This window comes from Shewanella sp. SM87 (assembly GCF_025653705.1).
Taxonomy (GTDB): Bacteria; Pseudomonadota; Gammaproteobacteria; order Enterobacterales; family Shewanellaceae; genus Shewanella; species Shewanella oncorhynchi.
Genome location: NZ_JAKKSC010000016.1, coordinates 33,597 through 54,943, shown reverse-complemented (window position 1 = coordinate 54,943; position 21,347 = coordinate 33,597). Strand labels below are relative to the sequence as shown.

18 protein-coding genes are annotated in these 21,347 nt (G+C 46.1%); 12 read left to right on the top strand and 6 right to left on the bottom strand.

Features of this window, described 5'->3' with window-relative positions:
* Nucleotides 1-26 precede the first annotated feature (26 nt).
* Both bioH and L5M11_RS13890 read left to right on the top strand, forming a co-directional pair.
* Nucleotides 27-821: a pimeloyl-ACP methyl ester esterase BioH gene (gene bioH, locus L5M11_RS13895; RefSeq protein ID WP_263147398.1), complete on the top strand. Its 795-nt coding sequence runs from the start codon at nucleotides 27-29 to the stop codon at nucleotides 819-821.
* Between the two features lie 61 nt (nucleotides 822-882).
* Nucleotides 883-1,440 (top strand): hypothetical protein, encoded by a 558-nt coding sequence (locus L5M11_RS13890; RefSeq protein ID WP_263185111.1) that lies wholly within the window; start codon nucleotides 883-885, stop codon nucleotides 1,438-1,440.
* Between the two features lie 99 nt (nucleotides 1,441-1,539).
* On the opposite strand, the gene L5M11_RS13885 is transcribed toward L5M11_RS13890, so the two are convergent.
* From L5M11_RS13885 to greB, 3 genes are all read right to left on the bottom strand, one after another.
* Nucleotides 1,540-3,504: an LTA synthase family protein gene (locus tag L5M11_RS13885; RefSeq protein ID WP_263185110.1), complete on the bottom strand. Its 1,965-nt coding sequence runs from the start codon at nucleotides 3,502-3,504 to the stop codon at nucleotides 1,540-1,542.
* 219 nt (nucleotides 3,505-3,723) lie between these two features.
* Complete coding sequence (locus L5M11_RS13880; RefSeq protein ID WP_263185109.1) at nucleotides 3,724-6,087, bottom strand: Tex family protein; 2,364 nt, start codon at nucleotides 6,085-6,087, stop codon at nucleotides 3,724-3,726.
* A 162-nt stretch (nucleotides 6,088-6,249) separates the two neighbouring features.
* Nucleotides 6,250-6,753 (bottom strand): transcription elongation factor GreB, encoded by a 504-nt coding sequence (gene greB, locus L5M11_RS13875; RefSeq protein ID WP_105250662.1) that lies wholly within the window; start codon nucleotides 6,751-6,753, stop codon nucleotides 6,250-6,252.
* 394 nt (nucleotides 6,754-7,147) lie between these two features.
* Here greB and ompR point away from each other — a divergent pair, with 394 nt between their 5' ends.
* From ompR to L5M11_RS13860, 3 genes are all read left to right on the top strand, one after another.
* On the top strand, nucleotides 7,148-7,873 hold the full coding sequence (ompR, locus tag L5M11_RS13870; RefSeq protein ID WP_006079507.1) for a two-component system response regulator OmpR: 726 nt from the start codon (nucleotides 7,148-7,150) through the stop codon (nucleotides 7,871-7,873).
* Nucleotides 7,874-7,915: 42 nt separating this feature from the next.
* Nucleotides 7,916-9,232, top strand: coding sequence for a two-component system sensor histidine kinase EnvZ (envZ, locus tag L5M11_RS13865; protein WP_263141451.1), 1,317 nt, complete (start codon nucleotides 7,916-7,918; stop codon nucleotides 9,230-9,232).
* Nucleotides 9,233-9,360: 128 nt separating this feature from the next.
* Nucleotides 9,361-11,331, top strand: coding sequence for a methyl-accepting chemotaxis protein (locus L5M11_RS13860; protein ID WP_263147390.1), 1,971 nt, complete (start codon nucleotides 9,361-9,363; stop codon nucleotides 11,329-11,331).
* A 37-nt stretch (nucleotides 11,332-11,368) separates the two neighbouring features.
* Here L5M11_RS13860 and L5M11_RS13855 read toward each other — a convergent pair whose 3' ends face one another.
* Nucleotides 11,369-12,661: a DUF5666 domain-containing protein gene (locus tag L5M11_RS13855; RefSeq protein WP_263147387.1), complete on the bottom strand. Its 1,293-nt coding sequence runs from the start codon at nucleotides 12,659-12,661 to the stop codon at nucleotides 11,369-11,371.
* Nucleotides 12,662-12,747: 86 nt separating this feature from the next.
* On the opposite strand from L5M11_RS13855, the gene L5M11_RS13850 reads away from it, so the two are divergent.
* From L5M11_RS13850 to L5M11_RS13840, 3 genes are all read left to right on the top strand, one after another.
* Complete coding sequence (locus tag L5M11_RS13850) at nucleotides 12,748-13,416, top strand: response regulator transcription factor (RefSeq protein ID WP_131525518.1); 669 nt, start codon at nucleotides 12,748-12,750, stop codon at nucleotides 13,414-13,416.
* Nucleotides 13,388-14,653, top strand: a complete 1,266-nt coding sequence (locus L5M11_RS13845; RefSeq protein WP_131525517.1) for a sensor histidine kinase — start codon at nucleotides 13,388-13,390, stop codon at nucleotides 14,651-14,653. The genes L5M11_RS13850 and L5M11_RS13845 overlap by 29 nt, the downstream gene beginning before the upstream one ends.
* Before the next feature lie 154 nt (nucleotides 14,654-14,807).
* A complete protein-coding gene (locus tag L5M11_RS13840; RefSeq protein ID WP_113940229.1) occupies nucleotides 14,808-15,197 on the top strand; it encodes a YgiW/YdeI family stress tolerance OB fold protein in 390 nt (129 codons plus the stop codon).
* Between the two features lie 71 nt (nucleotides 15,198-15,268).
* Here L5M11_RS13840 and L5M11_RS13835 read toward each other — a convergent pair whose 3' ends face one another.
* Both L5M11_RS13835 and L5M11_RS13830 read right to left on the bottom strand, forming a co-directional pair.
* The gene (locus L5M11_RS13835; protein WP_113940228.1) at nucleotides 15,269-15,742 is read right to left on the bottom strand and encodes a peroxiredoxin; all 474 of its coding nucleotides are present in this window, start codon (nucleotides 15,740-15,742) and stop codon (nucleotides 15,269-15,271) included.
* 80 nt (nucleotides 15,743-15,822) lie between these two features.
* The gene (locus L5M11_RS13830) at nucleotides 15,823-16,770 is read right to left on the bottom strand and encodes a choice-of-anchor H family protein (RefSeq protein WP_263147378.1); all 948 of its coding nucleotides are present in this window, start codon (nucleotides 16,768-16,770) and stop codon (nucleotides 15,823-15,825) included.
* 367 nt (nucleotides 16,771-17,137) lie between these two features.
* Between L5M11_RS13830 and L5M11_RS13825 the strand changes: the two genes are divergently transcribed.
* The 4 genes from L5M11_RS13825 (at nucleotide 17,138) to L5M11_RS13810 (ending at nucleotide 21,146) form a co-directional block, all read left to right on the top strand.
* Nucleotides 17,138-17,440, top strand: a complete 303-nt coding sequence (locus L5M11_RS13825; protein WP_105250671.1) for a PepSY domain-containing protein — start codon at nucleotides 17,138-17,140, stop codon at nucleotides 17,438-17,440.
* Between the two features lie 2 nt (nucleotides 17,441-17,442).
* Nucleotides 17,443-18,138 carry a response regulator transcription factor gene (locus L5M11_RS13820; protein ID WP_263147376.1) on the top strand — a complete coding sequence of 232 codons (696 nt, stop codon included), beginning with the start codon at nucleotides 17,443-17,445 and terminating at the stop codon, nucleotides 18,136-18,138.
* On the top strand, nucleotides 18,131-19,495 hold the full coding sequence (locus L5M11_RS13815; protein WP_105250673.1) for an ATP-binding protein: 1,365 nt from the start codon (nucleotides 18,131-18,133) through the stop codon (nucleotides 19,493-19,495). The genes L5M11_RS13820 and L5M11_RS13815 overlap by 8 nt, the downstream gene beginning before the upstream one ends.
* Nucleotides 19,496-19,643: 148 nt before the next feature.
* Nucleotides 19,644-21,146, top strand: coding sequence for a DUF3300 domain-containing protein (locus L5M11_RS13810; RefSeq protein ID WP_263192494.1), 1,503 nt, complete (start codon nucleotides 19,644-19,646; stop codon nucleotides 21,144-21,146).
* Nucleotides 21,147-21,347: the final 201 nt, after the last annotated feature.

The window sequence follows — 21,347 nt, the reverse complement described above, 5'->3', positions numbered from 1 at the left end:
ACCTAATCCATTTTTGAGGCACTCAAGTGAGCCAAGTCACATCCACAAACCAAGCAAATTTGCATATTGAAATCAGCGGCCAAGGGCCAGATCTGGTGATGCTTCACGGTTGGGGAGTGAATAGCGCTGTGTTTACGCCATTACATGAGTCACTGTCTCAGTATAGGGTGCACTATGTAGACTTGCCGGGCTTCGGCCATAGCCAAATGGTTGAAGGTGGCCTATCAACCTGGGTCGATACCTTAGTCGCTGCATTACCTGAACACGCTATTTGGGCCGGCTGGTCACTCGGTGGGCTCGTTGCGACTCAGGCAGCGTTAAGTTATCCACAAAAAATCAAAGGCTTGATTACTATTGCCTCATCCCCTTGCTTTATGGCAAGGGAAGACGAAGCATGGCCGGGCATTCCGCCACAAGTCCTTAATCAATTTAGAGAACAACTCGGCCAAAATTTACCTAAAACTATAGAGAGATTTCTGGCGATTCAAGCCATGGGTAGCGAAACCGCCAAGGAAGATATCAAACAACTGCGCGATCTTGTCCTCGCACGTCCTTTACCCAATACCAGAGCCTTAACTCAAGGCCTAAATATGCTAACCGACGTCGACTTAAGGCAGCAACTGATAGAGTTGCAACAACCTTGGCTAAGGATCTGGGGCCGACTCGACGGGCTAGTGCCCAAACGCGTACCACCTAAAATGCCCATCACAGCTCAAAGTGTGGATGTGATGCTCGCCAAAGCCTCTCACGCGCCCTTTATTTCCCATCAGCAGGAGTTTTTGCAGGTATTTATGCCTTGGTTAACGTTACAGACACGTTAACGCTTTATCTTTGAGCGATTAATGACTAGTATTTAACCATTAATGTGCCAAGGAATTTTCCATGTTAGTTGTCAGTAACTACCCCCAAGTCCCGCTAGCGACCAGTAATGTCGCGACGGACTCGGCTCGGGTCGACAACCAACTGAAACCTGTGGTCATCCCACCACAAGCGGCAACTAAAGGTCACGAAGAACGCGCCTTTAATCCACAGAATGAACGCACTGCGGATCAAGCTCAACAACAGGCAAAAACGCTCGAGCATAATCAGCAGCAAGTTCAAGAAAAACAGCAGCAACAGCAATCCTCACAGCAACAGAACCAACAACAGCAAGAGAAAAAAGCGCCCCTTGTAGTGACCGAGCGTGTTTTACCTAAAACGCTAAAAATTGCAGCAAGAGGCCAAGCGGCGCTGCAACGTAAGGATATACGCTTAAAGGTCAGTCAAGGTGCAACAAGTTATGCCAGTAGTAGCGCTAAAGCGAATACCAGCAGTACGGCAAGGCAATCGCTTCAAGGCGAATCGAGTCAATTTTATCAACAACTTGGGCAGCGCATTGGTCAGTTCTATCAACAACAGACTCAGCCAGAGCAAGAATCTATTATGTCGACGTGGATTTAACCTATTCCAATCGTATGAATCCGTTTGCGCACAAAATTAACCTGAATGATAAACAAAAATGCCGCTAAAAATAGCGGCATTTTCCATTCTGTTTAACGCTTATTTAGGCAAACGATACAGCTCTTGCTGGTAGGCCAAACTGCCCCACAATGCCCAACTTAAGGCTTTCTTCTCTAGCGCGGCAGCTGCGGGTGGATGAGGCGTTAACTGCTCGGTTTTTTCGTTATACTCGAAACCTTGAGCCGCTTTTTCTGGCTGCAGGATCACAACCTCTTTGCCTTCCATCAGTGCAAAGTTTTTATCGTATTGCATTAACGCGCGCCCCGGCCAATCATCACTCACTTGGGTTAAATCTCGGCCCAGCATAGGATAAGAATCTGAAATACCAATCAATGATAACAGTGTTGGCGGTAAATCAATCTGGCTCACAATACGATGATCGCGTTTTGGTGCAACATTATCCCCAAGAATTAATCCCGGAATACGAAAACGTGACACTGGCACCAGATCCGCACCACCCACTCGACTGTCATGGTCGGCAACTACAATAAAAATCGTATCTTTCCAATAGTCCGCGTTTTTCGCCAATTTGAAAAACTCACCAACCGCATAGTCGGCATATTTCGCCGCATTATTGCGAGTTTGCTTAGGTTGTTCATAAAGTTCGATACGATCATCTGGGAATTCAAATGGATCATGGTTACTCGAACTAAACACCAAACTAAAGAAAGGCTTACCTTCGCTATGCAGACGCTCAAACTCACTGTTCGCCTTGCGCATTAAATCTTCGTCTGACGCGCCCCACGAACCCACGAAGGCCGGAGATTTGTAATCTTTCTGATCTATGATGTCACTAAAGCCGTTGCCCAAGAAGAAGCTACGCATATTGTCGAAATGGCTCTCACCACCATAAATAAACTGCGTTGTATAACCATGATTTTTAAGTAATTCAGCAATACTGAAAAAGCCAACTTGGCTCTTACCTAGCTTCACCACAGCACGAGCTGGCGTTGGCGTAAAACCTGTTGTCACGGCTTCGATTCCGCGTACAGATCGTGTACCAGTAGCGTACAAGTTATCGAAATACCAACCTTCTTTAGACAAGGCATCGATATTCGGTGTCAGGGGTAACCCACCTAAACTACCGACAAAACGGGCGCCTAAGCTCTCTTGCAGTAGGATCACTAAGTTCTTTGGCTTACCAGTATAACTGGCTTGGTTAAAGCTCAGTGATGGGATATCCGTTGAAGTAAAGGCACTTTCAGGGCGACCACTTTCCAGCCTAATCGTTGCAATAACCTCCGCGTTATCTAGCTTGCCATACACTTTAGAAGCATCTTCTTCACTATCCATCTGCTTGATGGCAAACACCAAGGAATAAGCAGAGTTAATCACTAAAGAGTTCACTAATGGATCGTCAGCAAAGGCCACCAGAGCGGGGTTAAGCGGACGATGACCCAAGGTTGAACGGGCACCTAATATCGTAATTGCGATAACGATTAACGCTAATACTGGACGCCAATACCAGCGTGGAAAGCGCAGGTTTCTCGTCAGTTTACCGCTGAGAACCCAACCGCCCCAGAGTGTACCTATGGTTAATAATATTGAGAAAATAAGCTCAAGCTTACGACCCGCCCACAGCATAGAAAGCACTTCTTTCGGGTAGATCAGATATTCCACATACAAACGATTCGGACGAAAACCGTATTCTTCAATAAAAGCGGGGGTCGATGCTTCTAAAAACAGCATGATCCACAGACCGACGGTTAACCACACCCGTAAAATCGGCTGCCATAGACGGCCAATAAAATGATCACCTGAAAATAATGCGGTTCCTAAGGCAGCAATACCCCATAACCAGCACAGAGTTGCAATATCGACGCGTAAACCTTGGATTAAGAGATGCGACCAACCATCAACAGCGGCCACGCGATCGGCTTGCCACAGCCCTAAAGCGATACGGCTCGCGGTGGCAATGAAAAGCACTAATAACGAAAAGATAAAGATGGCGCGAAAAGGCCCATGGGCATTGTTTCGCCCGCGAGGTGATAAACCAGATTGCATGTGTTACCCCAAAACGTGTAAAAAGAGCCACTCTGCTTTGGAGTGTCAATATTGAAAAATCGGTGAATAAGCTGTGCTATGACAACCGATTTTGCTTAACGTTGCATTAAATGCCGACTTTATATTCCCTAAGACGACATTTATGCAACAATTTTGTGAGTAACAGGTTAAAAAGTCGACTCGGACATGACGTATGTCCGAGTATTTACATTACAGCGTCTACTTTTTCAGCTTAGCGAAGGCATCGGCAAAGGCATTGCCCATGGCCGCGTTTGCTGGCGCTTTAGGTGCTTGCTTTTGCGCAGGACGCGCAGCCGGTTTCGCTGACTGCGGTGTTTTACCATGATTAGTTCTGGCAGGATTGTGTGGTCTTTGCTGTGGCTTGCTCTGGTCGATAGCTTCATCCAAACGCATGCTCAAACCGATGCGGCGGCGCTCAACGTCAACTTCCATCACTTTGACTTTCACCACATCTCCCGCTTTCACCACAGTGTGCGGGTCGCTGATGAACTTGTCGGTTAGAGAAGAGATATGCACGAGCCCATCTTGATGTACGCCAATATCAACGAAGGCACCAAAATTAGTCACGTTGGTCACTACGCCTTCGAGTACCATTTCAGGTTTCAGATGTTTAAGTTCTTCAACACCATCTTTAAACTTGGCAGTTTTGAACTCACCGCGGGGATCGCGTCCTGGTTTATCCAGTTCGGCTAAAATATCCGTGACCGTCGGCAGGCCAAATTCCGCCGTAATAAACTCTTCAGCCTTGATGCTGCGCAGCAAATCTGAGTTACCCATCAGGCTCGCCAACTCTACTTGCTTAGTCTTAGCGATAGTTTCCACTAGCGAATAAGCCTCTGGATGCACAGACGAGGCATCGAGTGGATTGTCCCCTTCTCGAATACGCAAAAAGCCCGCCGCTTGCTCGTAGGCTTTAGGCCCTAAACGCGGTACTTTCAGCAGCTCTTTACGATTCTTAAACTGACCATTGGCATCGCGATAATCGACCACGTTTTTCGCTAACGTCTTATTTAAACCAGCCACTTGTGACAATAACGGCACTGAGGCCATGTTGAGATCTACACCCACGCCGTTTACACAGTCTTCCACCACGGCTTCCAACGAACCCGATAATTGGCTTTGACTCACGTCGTGTTGGTATTGACCGACACCGATAGACTTAGGCTCAATCTTCACCAATTCGGCTAATGGATCTTGCAAGCGGCGGGCGATAGACACAGCGCCACGAATCGACACATCAAGATCAGGAAACTCCAACGCCGCCAATTCCGATGCAGAATACACAGACGCACCCGCCTCACTGACCGTCACTTTGGTCAAATGTGGATGGGTATCTTTCACTTCGGCAATCAGCTCAGCGGCCAGCTTGTCAGTTTCCCTTGATGCAGTGCCGTTACCAATCGCAATCAACTCAACCTTGTGCATTTTGACTAAGTTAGCCAAAGTACGGATCGACTTTTCCCACAGATTTTGCGGTGCATGTGGGAAAATAGTCGCATGGCACAACAACTTGCCCGTGTTATCGACCACAGCGACTTTAACACCCGTACGCAAACCAGGATCGAGTCCCATGGTGGCTTTCGCGCCCGCAGGAGCGGCCATCAATAAATCACCTAGATTACGGGCGAAAACTTTAATCGCTTCGGCTTCAGCGCGTTCGCGCATTTGCGAAATAAACTCAGTTTCCATCTGCAGGGCAATCTTAATACGCCATGTCGCCGTCACCACGGTTTTCAACCATTGATCAACGCTGCTATCGCCTAATTTCAGCCCTAAATGATCACAGATAATCACTTCGCAGTAACTACCTTGGCCCGCTTCAGCGGCTGGGTCGGCATTCATAGATAAGGTTAAGAAACCTTCATTACGCCCACGCAGCATAGCCAGCGCACGGTGTGATGGGATCTTAGCTAACTGCTCTGTATGCTCAAAATAATCGCGGAACTTCGCACCGTCTTTCTCTTTGCCAGCAATTAAACGGCTTTCTAACACACTGTTTTGGCTTAAATACTCACGCACTTTACGCAGTAATTCAGCGTCTTCGGCGTAGCGCTCCATCAGAATATAACGCGCGCCCTCGAGCACAGCTTTAACATCGGCAAAACCCGCTTCGCTATTGATATAGCCTGCCGCGGTGGTCTCGACATCTACGCTACGATCAGCCAGTAATGCATCGGCTAATGGCTCAAGCCCAGCTTCGATAGCGATTTGGCCCTTTGTACGACGCTTAGGTTTGAAAGGCAGGTATAAATCTTCGAGACGTGTCTTACTGTCTGCCTCGTCAATCGCCCATTGTAATTCTGGCGTTAACTTACCCTGAGCTTGGATGCTAGACAGGATCACTTGGCGTCTGTCGTTCAGCTCACGCAGGTAACCTAAACGTGTGTACAAGGTACGCAGTTGCGTATCGTCTAAACCGCCTGTGGCTTCTTTACGGTAACGGGCAACGAAGGGAACTGTCGCGCCATCGTCGAGCAGAGTGATGGTTGCGGCAACTTGTTGCTCACGAACATTCAGTTCTTGAGCGATAATCAGAGCGATGTTATGTGCATTAGTTTGCATAAATAAAGTGTCGTGCCTAACTGTAAAGTAAATCGTTATTGCGCCAAAGATACCACAGGCGCCCCGTATGTTTCATGCTAAAGCCTAGGTCAAATCAGAGAGTTTGATCTTTCCCGCAATCCAGTGACTACCGCCGCTATTTTAAGAGCGGCAAGTCTGTGGTTAATTCGCCTCGCTGGCGAGAGTAGTTTCAAAAGGGGTATAACGGATCTGATTGATATACCACTCTTTTGGACCCGATGGCGTTTGCACTAGCACCTCATCATCCACTTGCTTGCCGATTAAGGCACGCGCCATGGGCGAGTCGATGGTGATATAGCCTAATTTTGTATCGAGCTCATCTTTACCGACGATCCGATAACGCACTCGATCACCTGCTTCATTTTCAAGCTCAAACCAAGCGCCAAAGAATATTTTGCCTTCCTGCTGCGGCGAGTAATCGACGATTTTTAATTCTTCTAACCGCTTAACTAAGTATCTGACTCGGCCATCAATTTGTCTTAACAAACGCTTGTTGTAGGTGTAGTCCGCGTTCTCACTACGGTCGCCCTGCGCCGCCGCTTCTTGGACTTTAAGGGTGATTTGCGGCCGATATTCCTTCCACAAATACTTCAATTCTTTATCTAAAGTTTGCCAACCCTGTCGGGTGATCAAATGCGCTTTCATACTCATTACTCAATCGTTGGATTAAACGACCACAATTGATGCGGGATAATATATTAGACTGATGATACTCAGACTGGACGCTAAAGTTAACTCACTAAATCATCTCTGTGCATAATGGCTTTTAAATCACCTCTTTTACTGATGCCAATTTAGTTACAATTTCAGCTATAGCGTGAATAAACGCGAGTATTCCCATGCAATTTCATTTGCTTAGTATTAACATTGGGCAATCAATGTCAGCATTTATCGCATTCAAGTTACTAAGGTGAGCTAGTCGCCTTGGTTGAATGCGGCTATATTAGGCAGATTCGTTTTCAATTTCAGCCAGTTGGTTAATCTTAACTGTTTCTCGTCAGTAGAATAAGCACCAATCTGAGCAATTAAAGGACATCCCATGGGACAAGAAACCTCGAAAATCCTCGTCGTCGATGATGATATGCGCCTGCGAGCGTTACTCGAGCGTTACCTGATGGAGCAAGGTTATCAGGTGCGAAGCGCGGCCAATGCCGAGCAGATGGACCGCCTATTAGAACGCGAAAACTTCCATTTACTCGTGCTCGACTTGATGTTGCCCGGTGAAGATGGCCTGTCTATCTGTCGTAGACTGCGCCAGCAAGGTAACCCCATTCCGATCGTGATGCTGACGGCCAAGGGCGATGAAGTCGACCGCATTATTGGTTTAGAGTTGGGTGCTGACGATTATCTGCCAAAACCTTTCAATCCACGGGAATTACTTGCGCGGATCAAAGCCGTGATGCGTCGCCAAACCCAAGATGTGCCCGGTGCGCCCGCTCAGCAGGAAGCACAAATTAGCTTCGGTGAGTTCTCGCTGGATTTAGCGACCCGTGAGATGTACCACGGCGACGAATCCATCGCACTCACTAGCGGTGAGTTTGCCGTACTTAAAGTGCTCGTCACCCATCCACGCGAGCCCTTGTCTCGGGATAAGTTAATGAACCTCGCCCGTGGCCGCGATTATTCGGCGCTAGAACGCTCCATCGACGTGCAAGTGTCACGTCTGCGCCGCTTAATCGAAAAAGATCCCGCGAATCCTCGCTACATTCAAACAGTTTGGGGTTTAGGTTATGTGTTTGTACCCGATGGTGCCGCGCGTCGATGAGCCGCGCCGCCATCTTAATCTACTGCGGTTATTGAGCCCACGATGAAACCTAAGTTTTGGTGGCGGTTTGTTCCACGCAGCGCATTTAGTCAAACCGTGATGCTGATTGGTTGCCTATTACTGATCAATCAGCTGGTGTCTTACGTCACGGTAGCCGTCTATGTACTTAAGCCAAGTTACCAACAAATCAATCAGTTAATCGCTCGCCAAGTCAAATTGCTGTTTGTCGACGGCATAGATATTGGCCGCGAACACTTAACCATAGTCGATGCCCTTAATGCCAAAGTCCACGACGATGGCATGAAAATCTACAATCAACAGCAAGCGCATGAAGCGGGTATTGAGCAAGCCACTTACTATGGTTTCTGGTCATCGCAGATGTCGGAATATCTTGGCGGCGATGCTGAAGTCCGCGTCACCCATGGCAGCGTATTACAGATTTGGATCCGTCCACCACAGGCGCCCTCGATTTGGATAAAAGTGCCACTTATCGGCCAAAATGTTTCAGATCTTTCGCCACTCACCCTTTATTTAATGGTGATTGGCGCACTTAGTGTCGCTGGGGGATGGTGGTTTGCTCGCCAGCAAAACCGCCCACTTAGGCGACTACAAAAAGCCGCGATTTCAGTCTCCCGCGGTGAATTTCCCGATCCCTTGCCGCTAAAAGGTTCGAGTGAAATTGTCGAAGTTACCAATGCTTTCAACCAGATGGCGAACAGCATGAAGCAACTGGAGCAGGACAGAGCGCTATTGATGGCGGGGATCTCCCACGACTTGCGCACACCGCTCACCCGTATTCGCCTCGCCTCTGAGATGATGGTTGAGGAAGATCAATATCTTAAAGATGGCATAGTCAATGATATCGAAGATATGGACGCCATCATCAGCCAGTTTATTGCGTATATTCGCCAAGATCAGGAAACCAGCCGTGAGCTAGGCCAAATCAATAAACTCATTCAAGATATCGCTCAAGCAGAAGCCAATCGCGCTGGTGAAATTGAAGTGGTGTTAACTGACTGCCCAGAAGCCCAATTCCAAGCGATTGCCATTAAACGGGTACTGAGTAATTTAGTCGAAAATGCCTTTCGCTATGGTTCAGGCTGGATCCGCATTAGCTCACAGTTCGATGGTAAACGTATCGGTTTTAGCGTTGAAGATAACGGCCCTGGGATCGACGAGTCACAAATCACCAAACTATTTCAACCCTTTACCCAAGGTGATATCGCCCGTGGTAGTGTTGGTTCGGGCCTAGGCCTCGCCATTATCAAACGGATTATCGACAGACACCAAGGGCAAATTACCCTCTCCAACCGCGCCGAAGGCGGTTTAAAAGCCCAAGTGTGGCTGCCGCTGGAATAACGCGAGATCACATATTTGCAAATCAAATGACAACGCTGACATCCAAGTGAGCACTTGTCATATTAATGTCACCTTAAATTCATAAACTCAGCACAGTTACTGGCTCTGACCATTATGAAGATTGCAAAATGAAAATTTCAACGCTGTCGCTTTCTGCTTCTGCCCTGTTGTTATTGCTCGCGGGATTGCTAGCAGCCGTAGTGCTGTGGAGCAGTGATCAGCGGCAACAAATTGAGCAGCAAACACTTACATTACAAGCTATTCAGCAGGATTTTCTCGTCGGTGTACGCCGCGATCTCGATGGCTATTTAGCCAGTGGCAACGCTAGCCAACTTGAACAAGCGAAAACCAAACTCAGCGCCATTAAGAACCAGCTCACGCAGCTTAACCTCGCAGCCATGGGCGCTACCGACAATGACTTGCAAGCCAGCCTAAGCAACTTCATTCAAGATTTAGATACCAAGTACCGCGCCGCGGGTAAACTCGCAGGCAATCCTAGGCAACTGCTCGCCCACGCCGAATCTGAAATGCTCGACTACAACCGTCGTCTGGGCAGCTATGCCGATAAAGGCTTAGCCACAAATGCGGCGGTCGCCGAACAATATCTGCAATTGAGCCGCGATTTACCTTCTATCGTCTACCAACTTTCCCAGCTGACCGATGGTTATCTGATCGGTAAAAATCAGCAGCTCAAGGGTATTTTAGACAGCACCAGCAAAGAGCTAAATACGTGGCACGACTCCCTCAGCGCACTGCCGTTAATCGGCGTATATGAACAGCAAGAAGCAGATGAATTTGCACTCGGTGCCAGCGAACCGGAACAAATTGAAATAGGCGAGAGTGACCGCAGTGAACTGCTCAGTCTCGCCAATCGATACAACAAAGAAGTCGCCAATACCCACCAATTACTGCAAACCAACCAAGAGATGCAAGATCAACTCATTCAAGCGATTAGCAATGTGGAACAACAGCTTATTGGTTTAGGTGAGGCTCAGGCAGCAAAGAACCAGCAGCTGAAATATGAGTTACAGCTAATCCTCTACACCATGGTTTCCATCATGGCCTTGTTTGCGATTGGTTATTTAATCCTGCAGCAAAATCGTGTCGTCAAACCGCTAAAACGTCTCAACCAAGCTTTTATGAAATTAAGCGAATCGAACAGCCGCGAGCGTTTAGATATTAATCGTCGCTGCGAGACGGGCCAAATCGCAGGTCATTTCAACCAGTTACTGCACAGGTTTGAACAGGAAGACGAGGCACAGCGCCAGCAAATCACGAAGGTTTCTCAATCATTAAGCCAACTGGTAGCGCGCATTACTCAGCTATCACAACACACAGAGCACACCCAAACGATTGTGGCCGATACGCAAACACAGACCGAGCATATCCGCAGCCTCGCCAATGAGGTGAGCCACACTTCGGCACTCGTGGAAGACAGCGCAGCCGAAACCATGCGCCAAATGCAGTCGAGTCAAGCACAAGCAGAGGCGGTATTGAGCGCGACCGAGCAAACACAAACCGCGGTCGGTCTGTGCAATTCGTCCCTTGAAAGCCTAAATAACTCAGTGACGGATGTATCGAAAATCATTGATGTGATTGGCAATATTGCCGAGCAAACTAACTTACTCGCCCTTAATGCTGCCATCGAAGCTGCGCGGGCTGGCGAGCAAGGTCGCGGCTTTGCCGTGGTGGCCGATGAAGTGCGTAATTTAAGCCAACGCACCCAAGTGTCTTTGAATGAGATCGTGAAAATTCTGCAACAACTTACCCAATCAAATCATGCTCTCAGTGAGAGTGTCGATGGCATAGCACAGGCCACCAGCAGCCAGAAACTGCGTGCTCAGAGCCTGTGGCAAGTGGCGCAAACAGTGCAAAACCAAGCAAGTGAAATGGCTAATACCGCCAAACAAGGCTCGCTAAATGCCAAAGAGCAAGTCGATTATCTCGATGAATTTGTTCGCACTATGGATAGTTTAAAAGAACAAGCGCAAACCAGTTCACAGCAAAGTGAGGTCATCGCCCAAGAAGTACAGCAGAGTGTAGAAGATATTGAAACCAGCTTGGGGATTGAGCAAAGCCAAATAAACCGTGCGGCCTAAAACCGCACGTTTACTCACTTAATTTCTCTATTTGTGTTTAATCGTCGATTCGACAATTGTGGATATTAGAGCCATCGAACTGACATTCGACATCAACCCATTTGCCTTCAAATGGCGTTAATGAAGCATCAGTCGCTTGATAGCCCCACAAGGTCTTTTGCATCACTAAACCCGACAAATCAAGCTCATTGCTTCGCACTTCAAGGTCAACTTCTTTCACTAACCACTGGTTGTCTGCGAGTTCAACTCCTTCTATTTGAATCCATTTTTGGTCAAGTGTCGCTAAAGTTAAACCGTCATCGAATTGAGTTCTGGCATCAATATCAAATGTAAATCCATTAATTTGTAGCTGATTATTGGTAGTCAGTGTCGCCAGACCTTCTAGCTCGAACTTTTTACCTAAGGTTGGAGGTATTCCACCATTATCATGTGATGTTTCAAATTCAACTTCTCTGGCCCATAAACCCTGCGGCATAGATTGAATATCTACATCGACTAGCTTGCCTTCAACCAAGTTAGCTTGCTTGCCATCTTCAAATTGAGTATTTGTAGTGACATAGAGTCGAGTACGGGCATTCAGCTCAAACTGCGTTTTATCTTGGTTGACCCAAGTAATAGTCCCTTCTAGCTCCATATCGTTAAAAGACGCCGTATCTTCCACTTCGACTTCAGAGGCCAAAAATGAAGCACCACTTTGCTGGCCTTCCACTTCAACCCATGCGCCTTCCTGTAAGCTGCCTTCTAAACGTGCGTTGGCATAATTAATCACTGCCGAACCGATATTGAATTGTTGCGCAGTCTTATTTAATCCAGAGACACGTCCCTCGATTTCAGCAAACACAAAATTGGGGATAAGGTTTATAGAATTAACCTGCCATTCTCCCATTACCGTTGGATAACCATTTACCGCCACCCAATCGCCTACTTTATACTGGGTCGCGTCCGCTGGTTTAACGACTAAATTAATCCCATTAACGGCAATAGTATTTTGAATAACGGAACTGATTTCACCCACAAGGCTTGGATCTAATATGACATTTTTAGCCTGTTGGCCTTCATTATCTATTTTGACCCTCATCCCCATTTGAATGGCATTAACCGCTAACGGCTGTCGTCCATAGTGAATCTTAGCATTAGCGATATTTACGCTATATCCGTTGACCGTAATCGAATTATTGTCAGAAGCGATATTTGTTACTGTACCGTTAATTTTTGCGGGTAACGTAGGTTGTGGAACGATAGGATCGGGTTTAGAGGTGTCTGTTGATGAATCATTACCACCACAACCTGCCAGCAAAATGGCCGTAATACAGACTAAGAGTTTATTCATTTTCTTCCCTATTATGTCTTGTTAAATCAGTGCTGGGCATCTTAGTATGAAGATCGTCAAGCAAATGTGAAGAAATTAATTAACCTATGAAAGTATTAATTGTTGATGATAATCATGATGTTATTGAAACAATCATGGATTATTTAACCCTAGAGGGTATTATTGCCGACTGTGCATATCACGGGGAAAGTGCAATCAATTTAATTCAACAAAACCATTACGATGTCATCATAATGGATATTATGATGCCCAAATTAGACGGTATTAATACGGTCAAAAAACTGCGTGAAGAAATTTATTGTAATACACCGATTATATTTTTAACCGCCAAAGATAGTCTGCAGGATAAAATTGATTCTTTTACATCAGGTGGGGATGATTTTTTAAATAAACCTTTCGCGATGGAAGAATTATGCTTACGACTGCATTCACTGCATAATCGTGGCCCACGTTTAGATGTGGGTATTTTGCGCTTCAGTGATATCAGTTTAAATTTGCAAACCCATCAAGTTACCCGTGCTGGTAAAGAAATTAAGCTCAGTAAAATTCAGCGCACCATTCTTTCACTGTTACTAAAACATGCGCCCGCTATCGTGAGTAAAGAGCAATTGGTAGATACCGTATGGGGAGATGATGCTCCTTCGAGTGACTCACTTCGCAGCCACATATACAGCTTACGCAGTGCACTCGATAAAGGTTTTTCAGACTCAAAATTAGAGACTATCCATGGCCAAGGTTACCGACTTATCCCCTGAGCATTTTCCGAGTTTATATAAAAAAATCCGCCTCACTTTTTTAGTATTAACTAGCTTGATGTTTGCCATTTTTTGGAGCCTCATTTATATCGCCGAAGAACAAATTGAGAAGATTAGCCTCGAGCAAACGCTGGCCACAGAGACTCGCGAATATCTAAAGAATTATCAAAGGTTTGGTGATAAAGCACAGCTCCCCGATATCAATGAATTGAAAACATATTGGAGCAAAGAGTTTGTACCAGCTTGGCTGCAACCTTATCAAAATACCGGATTTTACGAACATCAACTGGGTGACGAAGATAAACACTTTTTGATATCCGCTCATCCTTCTGGGCAAGGGCTGTTGTATGTGGTTTATAAGGATGACGCGGACGATTTCCTTGATAGCTATGAAGATAGAATGCACATTTTGATCTCTATTATGGGGATAGGTTTGCTCCTGTTTATCATGGCGTATGGATTGTATTTTGTACGTCTGCTATCCAGTCCACTCGCTGAGATTGAAAATAAAATCAATCAACTATCACCAAAAAGACCGACATCAACACCGAGTACTTCATACCGTGAAACCCGCCAGATTGAGCAAACCCTATTAAGCAACAAAGCTAAAATTGCCGCCTACTTCACTCGGGAACAAGAATTTAGCCGTTTTGCCTCCCATGAACTACGCACGCCCATTATGGTGATCCAAGGTTCGGTCGAATTACTCAAAAAAATCCCCAATGCGACAACCGAGGCTCAACAATTAATGGTCAAAAAAGCCATTACACGTATTGATTACGCAGGGCATCAAATGAAAACGCTCACCGAGGCCTTTTTACTTCTCGGAAAAGAAGACATTGAATCCCAGCACTACAGCCAAATTGATTTAGCACCACGCCTTGAACACATTTTAGCTGAAATGGCGCAGCATTTTGCCAAGCAAGAAATCACCTACAGCTTAACGCTTAAAGATTGCTTGAGCATCAAGGCGCCACTGAGCTTTATTGACATAGTGATAGGTAATTTAATTAAAAATGCTTTCAATTACAGTGCCGGAAACATTGAAATTACGATGCAAAGCAACCAATTATGGATACTGAATCCACTAAGCACTCAAAGTACTGATACATCAGGCTATGGCTGCGGATTAATTATTATTGAACGTATTTGCGAGCGAATGGGCTGGGCATTTTCAACCCAAAACGATGGTGCTAGCTATCAGGCTTATGTTCAGTTTATAGATAATGCCCATTAACTGAAGTTAGCTTGGATAAATGACCTCGTTTTAGCAAATTCTGAGTTGCAAACCCAATCTTCACAACCGCTTCACGCTTGTCTTGGCACTATGCTCGCAACACTGTAATAGCCATTGAGGCTGAGTTACATAAAACCATAGAAAGGACAAACAGATGAATAAAATGACTCTTACCGTTTTCGCAATGGCACTTTCATTCACGACTATGGCCAGCCAAGCAGGCTTTCAACCTACAACGGGTGAACCTCAAATACAGGGTGGCTTCCAAGGGCCGAGCGCAAGACAAGTGATTCATGATGTGGTGAGCGCGCTCAATGCCAGTGATGACGCCCAAATTGAGTTAACGGGCCATATCATTTCTTCCATTGGACACGATGATTATATTTTCCGTGACGCTACGGGTGATATTAAGGTCGAAATTGATGATGATTTATGGCGCGGCAACACAGTAACACCTGAGACTCAGGTCATTATTCGTGGTGAAGTGGATAAAGATTGGTCTGAAGTGACCATAGATGCAGACAACATTCAAATCGTACAATAAATTGATTTAGTTAAAGCCAGCCAATGAATGGCTGGCTTTGGTCACATTCAAACTTCATGTCTTAAATACGCTTAGATAGCAGCCAAAACAACTTCAGCTTTACTGGCTTCAAAAGCCTTTGGCTCTTCTACATTCAGTAGAGTCACTACACCATTATCGATGATCATGGCGTAACGTTGTGAACGCACGCCACCAAAACCGGCAGTATCCATCTCTAAACCTAAGGCTTTAGTAAAGCTGGCATCGCCATCGGCTAACATCATTAATTCAGAGGCATTTTGGGCTTCGCCCCACGCTTTCATCACAAAGGCATCGTTCACAGCAACACAGGCAATCAAATCCACGCCTTTCGCTTTAAATTGATCGGCTAATACCACATAGCCAGGTAAATGCGCTTCAGAACACGTTGGAGTAAAAGCACCTGGCACTGCAAACAATACGACTTTTTTACCCGCGAACAATTCGGTAACTTGGTGATTCACCATGCCATCTTTAGTCAGTTGACCTAATGTGGCCGCGGGTAATGTTTGACCTTGAGCAATCATGTCTTTCTCCATTTAGTTAAAATAACTCATCCATACTAGCCCTATTTACCGCAGATAAACACCGAGAGAAATAAGGGCGATTAGACTCGAGTTCGATTCAACCGCAGCCCCGCACACAAACTAAGACATAACAAACCTAATACTGAGAAGGCGCCGCCACTTTCCTCAACAACGATAATGTCGGGCTCTCTGTCTCGATCGCTACTCTCCAATGGCAGCGCATACAAACTATCGGTCTCATCGGCGCTAATGGTCGCAACAATATCGCTGTAACCCACTTCATACACATCAATCAACACATCATAGTGATCCGTCGCATAACCCGTGTAGAGCGTGGTCAACACTTCGTAATCGTCCTGTGTCGAATCGCCGTAAATGGTAAATACGTCTGTGGTGTAGTAATGCACCCAAGGGCCACCATCACGACTGAGATAAAGCTCGGCAAATAAATCAGCTCTTTCATTAAGATATGAACCATTGACATCAACGTCGAAGGTCACGCTAAACGTTTGATAAAAACCATCGTAGTCAAAGTCTTCAAACAAACGACTGCTGGCATCAAAAATCGAAAAGCTGTGATACACAGGTGCGCGGTAGGGATCTTCACTGGTCGCGCTCGAACTCGGAATCCCTTGGCTCGCATGTTTCGCAGTTACTTGCTCACGCGTCATAGGCGAGGCGCCCATAAGTTGCACTCGGTTTGTCGTCGGCGCTTTGGATGATAAGGCTGCTGGCGCCAAGGATTTCACGGCCGCAGCGGCGACTTCAGTGACATTTTTTGCGGGCGCGGCTTGTTGTAACAAAGCTAAAGCTTGTTGTTCCTGCTCGGCAGCTTGCTCGCTATTTTCCGCTTTTTTAGCAATGCCAACGCTGGCTGCAGTAAATGGCGTTAAGCTTTGCGATGACTCCAGTTCGCGGGGCTGAGCGCTAGCGACAGATGACGCTAAAAACAGCGCAGCAATAGCCGTTGCCATAAACAGCTTAATATTAACTGTGGCTGCCATATCTTGCTTATTGAGTGTGTTCATCTTGAATATCCTATGGATAACCCGTTCAAATTGGAGCTATTAAAGTGCAATGAAGGTGAACATAAGCTGAACATCAACGCCCACTGTTCTCAGCCAGAAGATACGTTCAGCCCGAGTTCATCTGGAATGGGTAACACTTACAAAACTTAAACGATACAAGCGCGAGCATAGAGATAGACTCGCCAACAGAACTTCAGTTCTGTCACGAATAACAAAATAACTGCCAGAGTTAATTTTGAAGGAATTGTGCCAACCAATTGGCTGATCTCTATGTGTTTGTTAAGGTGATGAGGTATTCTTAGTCGACTCGATAAGTTATCCATCTCACTCATTAACTTAAGATCGCTGAACATTGCGGGTACCCGATATGAAACTTGGTTTGACCTTGGCCCTAATCACTTGCTTATCAGCCTCCTTTGGTTGCATAGCTGGTAATGATAGACATGATGATCGCAATCAGCCTCGTAACCAAGGTGCGAAGAATGAGCAGCGCCGTCTAGCGGTCAATAGCCCTGATCAAGCGGTGGCAATGGCGCAACGACAATTTCAAGGCAAAGTATTGAGTGTACAATCCAGCGGATCGGGATATCGTATTAAAATCCTCAATAATGATGGCCAAGTATTTTCTGTTTCAGTAGATGCCGCAACGGGCCGAGTCTCGAGGAACTAACGATGCGATTGTTACTAGTTGAAGATGATATAGAACTACAGACTAACTTAAAGCAACATCTCCTCGATGCCCATTACAGTATCGATGTGGCGAGTAATGGTGAAGAAGGCTTATTTCAAGCGCTCGAATACAACTATGATGCAGCAATTATCGATGTAGGTTTACCTAAACTCGATGGTATCGCCTTGATCCGTAGCGTGCGTGAACAAAAACGCGACTTTCCTATCCTGATTTTAACCGCAAGGGACAGTTGGCAAGATAAGGTTGAAGGACTCGATGCCGGTGCCGACGACTATCTGACGAAACCTTTCCATCCCCAAGAACTCATCGCACGACTAAAAGCCCTGATCCGTCGCTCCGCCGGTAAGGCCAGCCCCCTGATCTACAACGGCCCCTTTAGCCTTAACACCAGCAGTCTAGAAGTACGTAAAGGCGAAGAACTGGTTAATCTCAGTGGTTCTGAATACAAGCTATTCGAATTTTTTATGTTGCATCAAGGCGAAGTCAAATCAAAAACTGTACTCACAGAGCATATTTACGATCAGGATTTTGATTTAGATTCTAACGTCATCGAAGTCTTTATCCGCCGGTTACGCAAAAAACTCGACCCAGATAATCAATACAACTTAATTGAAACTCTGCGCGGCCAAGGTTATCGCCTAAAAGCGTTAACGTCCGGGCAAGCAGCCGATGAGTAAACGCGCCATGGCGTGGCAAGTGTTGAACTCCCTAAAAGCACGCTTAGTTGCCAGCGCGCTATTATTTATCTTAGTGTTATTACCTTTGATCGGCGTTGCCTTAAACGATGCCTTTACTGAACAAGTTAAAAGCGCAACCAAGAATGAACTCAGTGCCTATGTCTATTCGATTCTCGCGGTGACTGAAGTCGAAAACAAACAAATCTCCATCCCAGAGTTAGTGTTAGAGAATCGTTTTAACCTCATTCAATCAGGACTGTATGCCATTGCAACCACTGAAGACGCCAGCGGCAAACAAGATATAGTGTGGCACTCGCAATCTTTTATGGGGATTACGCCACCGCCACATTTTACCATCCCAGCCACAGGTCAAAGCGCATTTGAGCAAATCGAGCTCGCCGATCAACTCCATTTGATTTATAGCTTTAGTGTCAGTTTTGCCAGCCAAAATCAAAACGTGCCAGTGACAATCCACATCATTAAAGACGAGCGAGAATTTCAGCAGCAAATTGATCAGTTTAATCAACAGCTTTGGACTTGGCTGCTGATCTTAATGTTAGTCATGTTAGTGTTTCAATTAAGTTGGTTACTGTGGACGTTGCGACCTTTAGCACGCTTTACCCAAGAGTTACATTCCGTCGAGCAAGGTAAGTCGATGCAGCTAAGTAGCCAATACCCCACTGAATTACAAGCGGTTGCTCGGCAGCTTAATATTTTGCTCAATACCGAACAAACCCAACGAAAACGCTATCGTAATGCCTTGGCCGACCTAGCCCATAGCCTCAAAACACCACTGGCGGTGATCAAGAGTCAGGCCGACTTAAGCGAATCCTCTAGTGAGCAAGTATCAGTGATCAGCAGGATCATTGGCCACCAGCTAAAACGCGCCCAAACCGCAGCGGCGGCCTCGTGGCATTTAGGTATTCGTGTCGATGAAGTCGCCGCTAAGTTATTACGCACATTAGCTAAAATTTATCGAGAGCCACAAATCAATCTCAGCGGCGAGATGGTAGAACACGCAGTATTCAAGGGGGATGAAGCAGATCTGACTGAAATTCTAGGCAATTTACTCGACAACGCCTGTAAAGCCGCGAAGTCTACGGTGACATTAACGGTCACAGGCGATGCCTATCAACTGCTAATCTGTATCGAAGATGATGGCCCAGGGATCAGTGAAGCCCTGCAAAATCAAATCTTTGAACGTGGTATTCGCGCAGACTCCTACCTTCAAGGTAATGGTATTGGGCTTGCTATCGTGCGCGATTTAGTCGACAGCTATAACGGCAGAATTTCAGTCTCTCGTTCAGAAACCTTAGGTGGTGCCAAATTTAGCATCAGCTTTGCACACTCAGTTTAAGTCTTTATTTTCAATGCGATAGATTTATGACTTCTCTTAAAGTTTGGCTATGAATAAATATTTAACTGCAAAACACTTTCAGCTTATGTTCATATTCACGCGCCTAATATGCCCATAACATCCTCGAACAGGATTATTGGAGCAAACCATGAACAGACTACATCGATGGAATTGGCTAGTGTTAACGGCGGCATTAGTGGCCTTGCCTTTCACTACCACAGCACAGGCTGCGGGCATATCTGTGAGCCAAGGCTCGAGCACAGCGGCAAGCCAAGCCGAACTCGAACAAATGCTGGCGCCTATTGCCTTGTATCCCGATAGCTTACTGACCCACATACTTATCGCTTCAACTTATCCACTCGAATTAGTGCAGGCGCAGCGTTGGTTAACCCTGCGCCCCAAATCATCGATCGACCAAATTATGTCGCAAGCCGAAGATCAGGACTGGGACCCGAGCGTCAAAGCCTTGCTGGCCTTCCCGACTCTGCTGCAAAAAATGAGTGAAGATCTCGAATGGACTCAAAGACTCGGTGAAGCCTTCTTAGAAGATGAAAGCCAAGTGATGAACAGCATTCAGTCCCTAAGACAACAGGCTGATAAAGCGAATAGCTTAGCGGACATGGATAACATGGCAATTACCCGCGCCAACAATCAGATCATCATAGAACCCGCTAAGCGAGAAATCGTCTACGTCCCCTATTACGATCCACGCGTGGTTTACGGCACATGGCGTTGGGGTGTGGCTTATCCACCTGTATATTGGGAATTTGGCGGCTATGCTGGCTATCCCTATCGTCCGAGTCATAACCATTTCTACTGGTCACCGGGCATCCATATTTCCTTTAACTACTTCTTCAGTTCGTTCCACTGGCACAACCATAAAGTGGTGGTGATCGACTATCGCCATTCACACCGATATCGCCCACGGGAAAGATACAGTGTTAGCCATGGCGCACAACCTTGGAAACATAAACCCGAACATAGACGCGGTGTGAGTTATCACAATCCAGTAGTGAAACAACGCTATTACAATGATGATAAATATCGCGGCAGAGATTCACACTCAAGCGGCAGTAAACAGCACTTCAATAGCCAATATTCGAAGTCTAAAGAACGTCAAGATACCCATAGTAATCTGGGTAATATGAGTAATCAGGGCAATAAAAGTCGTGATAATAAAGACTATCATAACGTCAGCCGTGAACGTGATAACCGCGCGCCGAGTTATCAGAAAACGCAAGCCGAGTTAAAGGAACGTCGCTCCGCCCCTATGGTACAAACACCAACCCACAAGGAGCGTAATGACATGCAATCAAGACCCGTGCAGTCAAAGCCAATGTCATCAAAGGAGCCTCAGCAAAGGCAATACCAAACTCGGGAGTCACAGCCGCGTAATGTCGATCAACAAAGGGCACAGTCACAAAGGCAAGAAAAACCAAGAACTATGACCCCAAGAGTTGAAACGCCACGGCCTGAAACAAGACGTACAGAGCCACAACGGATTGAACAACCAAGACAAGCGGCGCCTAGACAACGCGAAGAAGTGAGAGTGAGACAAAGTGAGCCACGCCAAAATGCGCAAACCGCTCGCTCGGTAGAACATAACCAAGGTCGATCAATTCAAATCCAAGAACGTCGTCATAGGGAATAACAAGATATAAACTGAAAACGAGTGCCCAGAAGACTCACCCTCTTACTGGGCATTTTTATGGATTATTTATCTGTAACATCACCTCACAAAGGCAACTTCCTCCAGAGTTAAGATCCTAAATATATCTCATATTCCAAAATGAACTACAAATAACAATTTTAATAACCAAATTTGTAGATATAGTCAGAGTGCGAGTCAAAC